Raw genomic sequence first — 9964 nt, 5'->3', positions numbered from 1 at the left:
TAGAGGAATAGCTACTCGATATGACAAGCTCAAAAGAAATTATCAAAGTTCTGTTGCCTTAGCCTGTATATTTTTATGGCTACCGTTATAGGGTTAATTATGAACAGTAAGTGTCAACAGACCCTAATAAAGATCATAAAAAACCACGCCTAAGCGTGGTTTTTTGATTTTAGAATCTTAATGATTTTCTGAAGCATGGTTGATGGTGTATTTTGGAATTTCAACTTCCAGATCTTCATCTACAATCTTCACTTGGCAAGATAGACGGGAATCAGGCTCTAATCCCCAAGCACGATCGAGCAAGTCAGCTTCGACATCATTCATTTCTTCAAGGCTGTCGAAACCGCGACGAACAATTACGTGGCAAGTGGTACATGCACATGACATATCACACGCATGTTCAATCTTGATTCCGTTTTTCAGCATGCTTTCACATAGATTGGCATCTTGTTCAACTTCAAACTCAGCGCCTTCAGGGCAAATTTGCGCATGTGGAAGAACTTTAATACGTGGCATAGTCTTTACCTTAAATTAGTTTGAGTTTGACCAATCATCGAGTTTAGTGCCTTTAAGGGCAGCATCAATATGTTGATTCATGCGCAGAGCAGCAAATGCATCACTATGTATTTTAAGCTGTTCTACTGCAGATTCAATGGCTTTGATATCTGTACCTTGTAGCTCAGACTCAAGTCGTGCTTGCGCAGCAGTCAGTTCTGCCAATTGCTGTTCATTCATCAATTGAGTATCTACTTTCAGTGCCTGAACCAGTGCTTCAAGTTCACGTTGTGCTTCCACCTTGGTTTCCTGCAGATGACGAAGATTTTTATCTTCTTCAGCAAACTGATAACCTTCTAACAATAGGCGTTCAGTATCTTCACTCGACAGACCATAAGATGGTTTGATATCGATTTGTGCAGTCACACCTGAAGTCATTTCTTTGGCAGAAACGGTTAACAAGCCATCTGCATCCACTTGGAAAGTCACTTCAATGCGTGCTTGACCTGCAGTCATTGGTGGAATACCATGCAGGATAAAACGGCCTAAGCTACGGCAATGTTCTACCAGATCACGTTCACCTTGTACCACATGAATCAGCATAGCGGTTTGGCCATCCTGATAGGTCGTAAATTCCTGGCGACGTGCGACTGGGATCGCGGTATTACGTGAAATCAGACGTTCAACCAGGCCACCCATAGTTTCCAGACCAAGAGAAAGTGGAGTCACATCTAACAATAATGATCCATCTTTGCTGTTACCAATGAGCTGATTTGCTGTAATTGAAGCACCAATCGCAACCACTTCATCCGGGTTGATGGTGCAAAGTGGTTCTTGGTTAAACACATCACGCACTGCCTTTTGCACAGCATATGAACGGGTAGAACCACCCACAAGAACTACATTCTGAATATCATCAAGTTCTAGCTTAGCATCACGCATGACATGCTTACATACACTGATGGTTTTATCCAAAGCAACTTTGATAATTTCTTCAAAAGTCGGACGATCTAAAGTCAGGCTTTGGTCAAGCAGCTTTAATTCAACTGAGTCAGCATCAGATAATGCTTCTTTAGCTTTACGCGCAGCAGTAATGAAATGCGCATATTCAGCATCATCTAGGGTTTCGATATTAAGCTGTTTTTTAGCCCATTTCAGAATCAGACGATCCAGATCATCACCACCCAGAGCAGTATGGCCGCCAGTCGCCAATACTTCGAATACGCCTTGAGAGAAACGCAGAATTGAAACGTCAAAGGTACCGCCACCCAAGTCATAAATCACATAGTTGCGATCTGTGCTCAACTTGGTTTCTTGATCCAGTCCATAAGCTACCGCAGCAGCCGTTGGTTCATTCAATAAACGCAGAACATTTAAACCAGCCAGTTGCGCAGCATCACGTGTTGCCTGACGTTGTGCTTCATCAAAGTATGCAGGAACCGTAATCACGGCACCATTAATCTCATTTTTTAAGCTGGCTTCAGCACGTTCTTTGAGCTGCTTTAAAATTTCCGCAGAAATTTCAACTGGCGTTTTACGACCTTGTGCAGTTTCAAATGCTGGCATTTCATTCGCTTCGCCCACCAAGGCATAAGGATGCTGGAATTTGATATCTGCTTGGGAGCGACCCATAAAACGTTTTACGGATACAATCGTATTTTTAGGATCAGTGGTAATAAAAGGTTTGGCATCATCGCCATATTCAGTGCTTTGTGCTGCATAATGAACGATAGAAGGAAGTAACACACGACCTTGTTCATCTTTGAGTACTTTGGCTTGACCTGAAAGAACCGTGGCAACCAAAGAGTGGGTGGTGCCTAAATCGATACCAATCGCAATGCGGTGTTCATGTGGTGCACTTGATTGACCTGGTTCTGCAATCTGCAAGAGAGCCATAGTGTTACATCCTTTGCACGTTAAAATTAAATAGAAAAATTAAAATTCATCATCAAGATCAAAGCTGTCATCATCTAGGAAACGGTCTTCCGCTTTGTCGATGTCCGCCATGACTTTAACAAAGAAACGCAGTTTACGCACGGTATCGCGAGCTTCGCCCCAGTCTTCATCTTCATAGTCGATTTTGAACTCACGAACTAGACCATCAATCCATTGCTGAACTTCAACTTTCAGAGAAGAAAGATCTTCAGCCGATGAGGCTTCATCTAATTGTTCGCGAATTTCCAGCGCATCCTGAAGAAATTCAAAATCGCTAATAGACTGATCCAGATGATAGTCCTGTTTTTTTAAAGACAGTAAATAAGCTGCACGGCTATCAACCGCTGACAAAGCCTTGAATGCCTGGTTGATCTCGCTTGATTTAATCAAAGCCTGATCTTTATCTTCAGCTTTATCGGGGTGATATTGTTGCTGCAACTTTAAAAACTCTGCTTTTAAAGTGGCTAAATCAATATCGAGTGCTACAGGAAGATTGAACAACTCAAAATGATTCATGGGAGATAGAGTCCGCGATTAATATGCAAAAATGATTAAACTTGATGACAATTAAAATAACTGCCTAAATGCAATTAAAACAGTGTATTTCACACTGTTTTAATGCTGAAAAAAGAGAATTATTGCTGCAATCAGACAGTGAATGACTCACCACAACCACATTCACCTTTTTTATTTGGGTTATTAAATTCGAAGCCTTCGTTCAAGCCGTTTTTCACGTAGTCCATTTCTAGACCTTCGAGATAAACCAGACTTTTTGGGTCTACGAAAACTTTAACACCAAACTGTTCAAAGACCTGGTCATGAGTATCGACTTCGTCGACAAACTCAAGAACATAAGCAAGACCAGAACAGCCTGAAGTTTTCACACCAACACGAATGCCTTCACCCTTACCGCGACTTTTGAGGTAATTGCTGATATGAGTTGCTGCATTTTCAGTTAAGTGGATCATGAAAACTCCGTGAATCTTTCTTAAAAAAACGAATGATTAAGCTTTAGACTTCTTGTTGCGGTAGTCTTCAACAGCCGCTTTAATTGCATCTTCAGCCAGTACAGAGCAGTGTACTTTTACTGGTGGAAGAGCCAATTCATTTGCGATATCAATGTTTTTGATCGCTTGTGCTTGGTCTAAGGTTTTACCTTTTAACCATTCAGTCACTAATGAACTGGATGCAATTGCAGAACCGCAACCATAAGTTTTAAAACGTGCTTCTTCAATCACGCCTTCATCATTTACTTGGATCTGTAAACGCATTACGTCACCACAAGCAGGTGCACCGACCATACCAGTACCAACGTTTTCTGCATTTTTGTCTAAAACACCAACGTTACGTGGGTTTTCGTAATGATCAATTACTTTTTCGCTATAAGCCATGTTGCTTCTCCAAAACTCGGGGTCAGCCTTAATATAAATATGGGGATTAAAAATTTTTTATCAATGAGATAGCAGTGTAAATACAGCTATCTCAGAGTCAAAAATTAGTGCTCAGCCCATTCAACTGTAGAAAGGTCGATACCTTCTTTGTACATATCCCAAAGCGGAGAAAGTTCACGTAATTTCTCAACAGCAGCTTTAGTGATATTTAAAACGTGATCGATATCTTCTTCAGTGGTGTACTTACCAAAGCTGAAGCGGATCGAACTGTGTGCAAGCTCATCAGAAAGACCTAATGCACGAAGTACATAAGATGGTTCAAGTGTTGCAGATGTACATGCTGAACCTGAAGATACCGCTGCATCTTTCAGTGCCATCATCAATGATTCACCTTCAACAAAGTTGAAACTTACGTTTAAGTAGTTTGCAACGTTTTGAGTTGGGTGACCGTTCAAGAATACCTGTTCAAGATCTTGTAAGCCATTCCAAAGCTTGTCACGAAGTACACGTAAACGAGCTTGTTCAGACTGTAAATTTTTGCCTGCAAGTTCAAATGCTTCACCCATACCAACGATCTGGTGAGTTGCAAGAGTACCTGAACGCATACCACGTTCATGACCGCCACCATGCATTTGTGCTTTTAGACGTACACGTGGTGAACGACGTACGAACAGGGCACCAATACCTTTAGGACCATAGATTTTATGTGCAGAGAAGCTCATCAAATCGACTTTCAATTGAGAAAGATCGATTTCAACTTTACCCGCAGCCTGTGCAGCATCAACGTGGAAGAAAATCTTTTTCGCGCGGGTGATTTCACCAATCGCAGCAACATCAGTTGTCGTACCGATTTCGTTGTTTACCATCATCAGGGAAACAAGAATGGTATCCGGACGAATCGCTGCTTCAACCATTTCTGGGGTAATTAAGCCAGTTTTTGGTTGCGGCTCAAGATAAGTAATCTCAAAACCTTCAGACTCTAGCTCACGACAAGTATCCAAAATTGCTTTATGTTCAATTTTAGAAGTGATGATGTGTTTGCCTTTAGATGCATAGAACTGAGCCACACCTTTCAATGCAAGGTTGTCAGATTCAGTTGCACCTGAAGTCCATACGATTTCACGCGGATCAGCTTTTACTAAATTCGCCACTTGTTCACGGGCGTATTCAACTTTTTCTTCCGCTTGCCAGCCATAAGCATGTGAACGAGATGCTGCATTACCGAAGGTGCCTTCGAAAGTTAAGCATTCCATCATACGTTCTGCAACTTGAGGATCTACCGGAGTTGTTGCTGCATAGTCAAGATAAATCGGACGTTTCATGTCAAATACCTGTAACCGATAAAAGGGCTGAATCAATGTTTGCTGAATTTTGGCGTAATGACACGGTTTGAACGTTGTCACGGGCTACAAGGTCAGCAAGGGTGATTTTTGCGAGATAATCGGCAATGTGGTGGGAGAGTTCTTGCCATAAATCATGAGTCAAGCACATCGCGCCATTTTGGCAGTTGCCTTTATGGTCACAGCGAGTCGCATCAACTGTTTCGTTTACAGCTTCAATAATTGCTAACACAGTAATTTCATCTGCGCTGCGTGCTAAATGGTATCCACCATTGGCGCCGCGAACACTCGAAACTAGACCATGACGTTTTAGTTTCGCAAATAACTGCTCGAGATAGGCAACAGAAATAGTTTGACGTGCTGCAATTTCAGCAAGCGTGATCGTTTGTTCAGATGGCTGCAAAGCTAAATCAAGTAGAGCAGTCACTGCGTAGCGACCGCGAGTGGTTAGGCGCATGATTCGATACACATGGTTAGACTAGATGTGTAGATTTTATGAATCCCGACTAAATTAGTCAAGTTATTTTTGTGAATGGCGAGCGTATTTAATTTTCTGAAAATGAAAGAATTACGCGTTGATCCAATTATACACTAATAACGCAATCAAAAGTACTGTGATTATACTAAAGGCCATATTGATCCGCTTTTGTCGGCGTTCCATACGTTTAATGCGGTTGCGATACTGTTTAACTTCAACTTGCAGGCTATTAATTTTAGAACGCTGATCTTCAATTTTCTTTAATAAAGGCGCAATGCGTTTTCTTGATGAAACAATATCAGTCTCATCTGCCGGAGGCTCAGATAACCAGTGCCTCCAGTCAGACAATACTTTAGGTAAGGCAAATAAAGTCAGTAAATCACGGAACTCGTCTTTTAAAACCTGATTACCGTCAATTCGCATTGCACGAATGCTTCTGCGATTGCCAAAGATAAAGATCTTAATCAGATCCATTAAAGTGGTGCGAACATCCAGATCAATAACTCTGCCTGGTGCTTTATAGTCAAATAACAGTCCGTCTTTGGTAAACTGGACATAGAAATCAAAATATGGAATATAACTATTGATTTTTATTGTGATATTCTCATCTACAAACTTCTTCGCCTGAAGAGCAACAACACGGTCATGTTTGAGAATGAACGTGAAAATTGTTTCTAAAACGATCAAAGTCATCGTAAGCAACAAATGTGGTTGATTTTGACTTTGTTGCGATTCACTCATATATACAACCAATCCTTACCTGAAAATTAAAATGAAAAAGCATCCTGCTGAGTAAAAGATTTCAGGGTTAAATCAAATTAGACTTGAAATAAAGTGCTTTGTAGAACAGTTTAGCAAATCTATCAAGCCCTAAATTTGCTATTATGCGGTGATTTTGTAGATAATTTTATGATATTTGCATAGAAAATAAGCAGGAGTCGTGTACATGGATAAAACAAAAACGACACAAGATACAGATCAGGAATTGATTGAAAAACCAGTGAAGAGTAAGTCAAAGTCTGCCTCAGAGCGACGTTCGATGCTGGACTTTCGTAAATATACCAAGCAGATCTGGTTAGCTGGCCTTGGGGCATTTTCCCGCGCAGAGGAAGAAGGCAATAAACTGTTTGACTCGCTGGTCAAGGTCGGAGAAGAGCTGGAATCCAAAACAGTCGATATTGCAGATCAAACTGTGGAAAAAGTCTCCGAGAAAGCACGCGAATCTGTGACAGATACCAAAGATAAGGTTGAAAAACTGATCGACAACTCTGTTCATCATTCCTTGAATCGTATAGGATTAGTGACACTGAAGGATGTACAACATCTGGAGCGTTTAATTCTTCAGTTGCATGCCAAGGTTGATGAATTGACCTTGCAGCAAGAAAAAATACAGAAAGAATTATCGGAAAAAATACACACAAAATGATTTTCTTCATAATTCAATGTTTTTTTCGCATATATTTTGAAAAAAAAGAGGTTTATAAGTATTGCGTTTATACCTAAAGCATTGCTATAAAGGCGTTATGGTAGTTTAAACAAATTCTTGGACCTTAAATAAACGATATTAAGAGGACGTAGTTTTCATGAATAAATCAGAATTAATTGATGCAATTGCAGAGAAAGGGGGATTATCTAAGGCTGACGCAGGTAAAGCTTTAGATGCTACAATTGCTTCTGTTACTGAAGCTTTAAAAGCGGGTGATACAGTAACTCTAGTTGGTTTCGGTACTTTCGGCGTTAAAGAGCGTGCTGCACGTACTGGCCGTAATCCACAAACTGGTGCTACTCTTGAAATTAAAGCAAGCAAAGTACCTAGCTTCAAAGCAGGTAAAGGCTTAAAAGACGCTGTTGCTTAAGCTGCTTCAATCCTAAAACGCGCCTTCTTTGGCGCGTTTTTTATTGATAGATTTAATTGTTTTGATTAACACATTCATTCAATGGGTTTTTTCGGTTAAAATCCTCTGCAAATAAAATATTGGAATACTTATGGAATCTTTTCGTAAAGTTATTAAGGGTTGGTTGGGCAAGGTCTTGCTCGTTCTGTTTCTAACCCCTTTAGCGCTTGTAGGTATTGAAGGATATTTTAGCGGCGGGAATTCTGATGCAGCAAAATCAGTCAATGGAACTGATATCTCTAAACAAGAATTAGAGTCACTGACAAAATCATTCAAACAACAATACTTAAGTTATGCCAATGGTGATGAAACCTTATTAAATCAAAGCTTCATCGATCAAAAAGCGATGGATACCCTGGTTGCGCGTACTTTGCTTTTGCAACAGGCAGAAAAACTGGGGATTAGCCTGAGTGACCAGCAGATCGCACAAATGATTTCACAGCAGCCTTCTTTCCAGGAGAATGGCAAATTTTCTAATGCTTTATATGAAAATTATCTGAAATCAATTGGCATGACCAACAATGCTTTAGTAGAAAGTTTACGTAAAGACCATGCACTGAAAATGCTGTCTTCTACTTTTATGGATTATCCACTGGTCAGTCCGGTTGAAATGCAGCAGATTGCAGATCTGCAAACTGAACAGCGTCATATTCATATCGCTAGCGTGAATCTGGACAGCTATAAAAAAGCAATAAAAGTATCAGAAGCTGATATTGCAGCATATTATGAAAAGCACAAATCCCAGTTCAAGCAACCGACTAGCGTTGATGTGGATTATGTGGTGATCAAGCCGAGCAATATTGATACTGCCAATGTAGCGGTCACTGATGCAGAATTGCAGGAAGCCTATAATAAATTTGTGGCTGACCAGAAGCAGAATGTAAAACCAGAGGTTAAACATATTCTGGTGACTGCAGATAGTCGTAGCGATGCTGAGGCCAAAAAATTGGCAAGCGAAATTGCAGCTAAAATCAAAGCCGGTACCACTTTTGCACAAGCAGCAGCTCAATACTCTGAGGATCCTGAATCTAAATCTAAAGGCGGTGCTATTGCTGTCTATGAAAAAGGCGTGTTCGGTACTACATTTGATCAGACTGTTGCATCCTTAAAATCTGGTCAAGTTTCAGCGCCTGTTAAAACAGATTATGGCTACCATATTATTTCAGTCCAATTGCCTGATGTAGCAGTTCCATCTTTTGAATCTCAAAAAGCACGTTTATCTGAAGAAGTATTGGCAGCGAAAAAATCTAATGCATTCTCTGATACGGTAAACAGTCTGAATGACATGGTCGTAAGTGCGGACTCGCTAGATGTTGTTGCTCAGGAAGTGAAGGGTATTCAGGTTCAGAAAGCAAATGGTGTGACACTTGCGACACGTGATCCATTGCTAAGTGATGCAGCTGTCAAAATTAAACTGTTTAATGATGACGTGAAAAATGGCGACCGTAATGCATCTTCAAGCATTCAGTTAGCCAATGGTGATGTGGCTTGGGTAAAAGTTCGCAATTATCATGCAGCGGGTGAGCAGACACTGGCAGAAGCTAAACCAGCAGTAAAAGCAAAACTGATTCAAGATAAAGCATTTGTTGCGGCTAAAGCTGAAGTTCAAACTGCATTGAATGAGTTTAAAACCAAGCCTGCAGCATCAGTTGCGAAAGGTAAACTGGTATTCGAAGATGCAGGCATCTATACACGCGCAGAAGGTCTGCTTAAGCGTGATGTACAACGTGCAGCATTTAGCGTACCAGCGCCTAAAGCAGGTCACTGGTCAGTAACGACAGCAAATATGCCAAATGAATTGGTTGTTGTGGCAGTTTCTGAAGTGAAGAAAAATCCGATCGATGTTTTAAGTGCAGAGCAACGTAGTGAACTGGTGAAACTGTATCAACAGCTTCGTGGTCAACAAGAGTTTGATGACTATACGCGTTACTTAAAATCTCACGCAAAAATCAAATAAGATTCGCTTGTAAAAAAACCAGCCTGAGGGCTGGTTTTTTATTTTTAAAATTTATATTCGTATAAATAATAAAACTAAATATTTGATATATAATTGATTAAGGTTCTTAGGCCTATATAAATCCTTCATAAATAATAAATGAAAAGGCATATAATGAAAAAAACATCACATTTTAATCTTGTTTCGCAACATGCGCAGGCTATTAAATTATCTCAGTCTCACCCACAACCAAACAATCCGGGAAAAGGACATGAACCTAATAAACCGGGAAAAGGTTACGAGCGTGATGAAACGGTAATTATTCTTCAACCTTCTACACCTGAAGTCACAGAATTTGAGGCTCAGATTATTGGTACGGCAGATCCATTTGTAACCATCATTGCTACGTATAATAATCAACAATATCAAACTACTGCCGATGCACAGGGGAACTGATCACTCCTTAATCCAATTTCGGGCACAGGGTCTGTCAC

12 protein-coding genes and 1 pseudogene are annotated in these 9964 nt (G+C 40.4%); 5 read left to right on the top strand and 8 right to left on the bottom strand.

All coding sequences use genetic code 11. The features are described 5' to 3' along the window. Positions 1-110: pseudogene (locus ACEWB7_RS11980) on the top strand (IS5/IS1182 family transposase); the annotation flags it as partial. A gap of 67 nt (positions 111-177) precedes the next feature. Here the strand turns inward: ACEWB7_RS11980 and fdx are convergent. The 8 genes from fdx to ACEWB7_RS11940 form a co-directional block, all read right to left on the bottom strand. Further along, complete coding sequence (gene fdx / locus ACEWB7_RS11975; RefSeq protein WP_034702567.1) at positions 178-516, bottom strand: ISC system 2Fe-2S type ferredoxin; 339 nt, start codon at positions 514-516, stop codon at positions 178-180. Positions 517-531: 15 nt separating this feature from the next. Then, positions 532-2391: a Fe-S protein assembly chaperone HscA gene (hscA, locus tag ACEWB7_RS11970; RefSeq protein WP_411580828.1), complete on the bottom strand. Its 1860-nt coding sequence runs from the start codon at positions 2389-2391 to the stop codon at positions 532-534. 39 nt (positions 2392-2430) lie between these two features. Then, positions 2431-2946, bottom strand: a complete 516-nt coding sequence (gene hscB, locus ACEWB7_RS11965; RefSeq protein ID WP_004786065.1) for a Fe-S protein assembly co-chaperone HscB — start codon at positions 2944-2946, stop codon at positions 2431-2433. Between the two features lie 131 nt (positions 2947-3077). Next, positions 3078-3398, bottom strand: a complete 321-nt coding sequence (iscA, locus tag ACEWB7_RS11960; protein ID WP_004786063.1) for an iron-sulfur cluster assembly protein IscA — start codon at positions 3396-3398, stop codon at positions 3078-3080. A gap of 36 nt (positions 3399-3434) precedes the next feature. Then, positions 3435-3821, bottom strand: coding sequence for a Fe-S cluster assembly scaffold IscU (gene iscU / locus ACEWB7_RS11955; protein ID WP_004786061.1), 387 nt, complete (start codon positions 3819-3821; stop codon positions 3435-3437). 104 nt (positions 3822-3925) lie between these two features. After that, the gene (locus ACEWB7_RS11950; protein ID WP_104426169.1) at positions 3926-5143 is read right to left on the bottom strand and encodes an IscS subfamily cysteine desulfurase; all 1218 of its coding nucleotides are present in this window, start codon (positions 5141-5143) and stop codon (positions 3926-3928) included. Position 5144: 1 nt separating this feature from the next. Further along, positions 5145-5618 (bottom strand): Rrf2 family transcriptional regulator, encoded by a 474-nt coding sequence (locus tag ACEWB7_RS11945; protein ID WP_004786058.1) that lies wholly within the window; start codon positions 5616-5618, stop codon positions 5145-5147. Between the two features lie 111 nt (positions 5619-5729). Next, positions 5730-6380, bottom strand: coding sequence for a hypothetical protein (locus ACEWB7_RS11940; RefSeq protein WP_034702562.1), 651 nt, complete (start codon positions 6378-6380; stop codon positions 5730-5732). Positions 6381-6585: 205 nt separating this feature from the next. Between ACEWB7_RS11940 and ACEWB7_RS11935 the strand changes: the two genes are divergently transcribed. The 4 genes from ACEWB7_RS11935 to ACEWB7_RS11920 all read left to right on the top strand — a co-directional run bounded on the left by ACEWB7_RS11935 (position 6586) and on the right by ACEWB7_RS11920 (position 9926). After that, on the top strand, positions 6586-7065 hold the full coding sequence (locus ACEWB7_RS11935; protein WP_034170344.1) for a phasin family protein: 480 nt from the start codon (positions 6586-6588) through the stop codon (positions 7063-7065). A 157-nt stretch (positions 7066-7222) separates the two neighbouring features. Further along, on the top strand, positions 7223-7495 hold the full coding sequence (locus ACEWB7_RS11930) for an HU family DNA-binding protein (RefSeq protein WP_004786051.1): 273 nt from the start codon (positions 7223-7225) through the stop codon (positions 7493-7495). Between the two features lie 130 nt (positions 7496-7625). Beyond that, a complete protein-coding gene (locus tag ACEWB7_RS11925; RefSeq protein WP_312318250.1) occupies positions 7626-9491 on the top strand; it encodes a SurA N-terminal domain-containing protein in 1866 nt (621 codons plus the stop codon). A 153-nt stretch (positions 9492-9644) separates the two neighbouring features. Then, the gene (locus tag ACEWB7_RS11920) at positions 9645-9926 is read left to right on the top strand and encodes a hypothetical protein (RefSeq protein WP_034702559.1); all 282 of its coding nucleotides are present in this window, start codon (positions 9645-9647) and stop codon (positions 9924-9926) included. Positions 9927-9964: the final 38 nt, after the last annotated feature.

It is taken from the genome of Acinetobacter sp. NIOH-H-8 (genome assembly GCF_046635365.1).
GTDB lineage: Bacteria > Pseudomonadota > Gammaproteobacteria > Pseudomonadales > Moraxellaceae > Acinetobacter.
The sequence above is the reverse complement of the archived record's forward strand: the minus strand, read 5'-3'. Positions and strand labels throughout refer to the sequence as shown.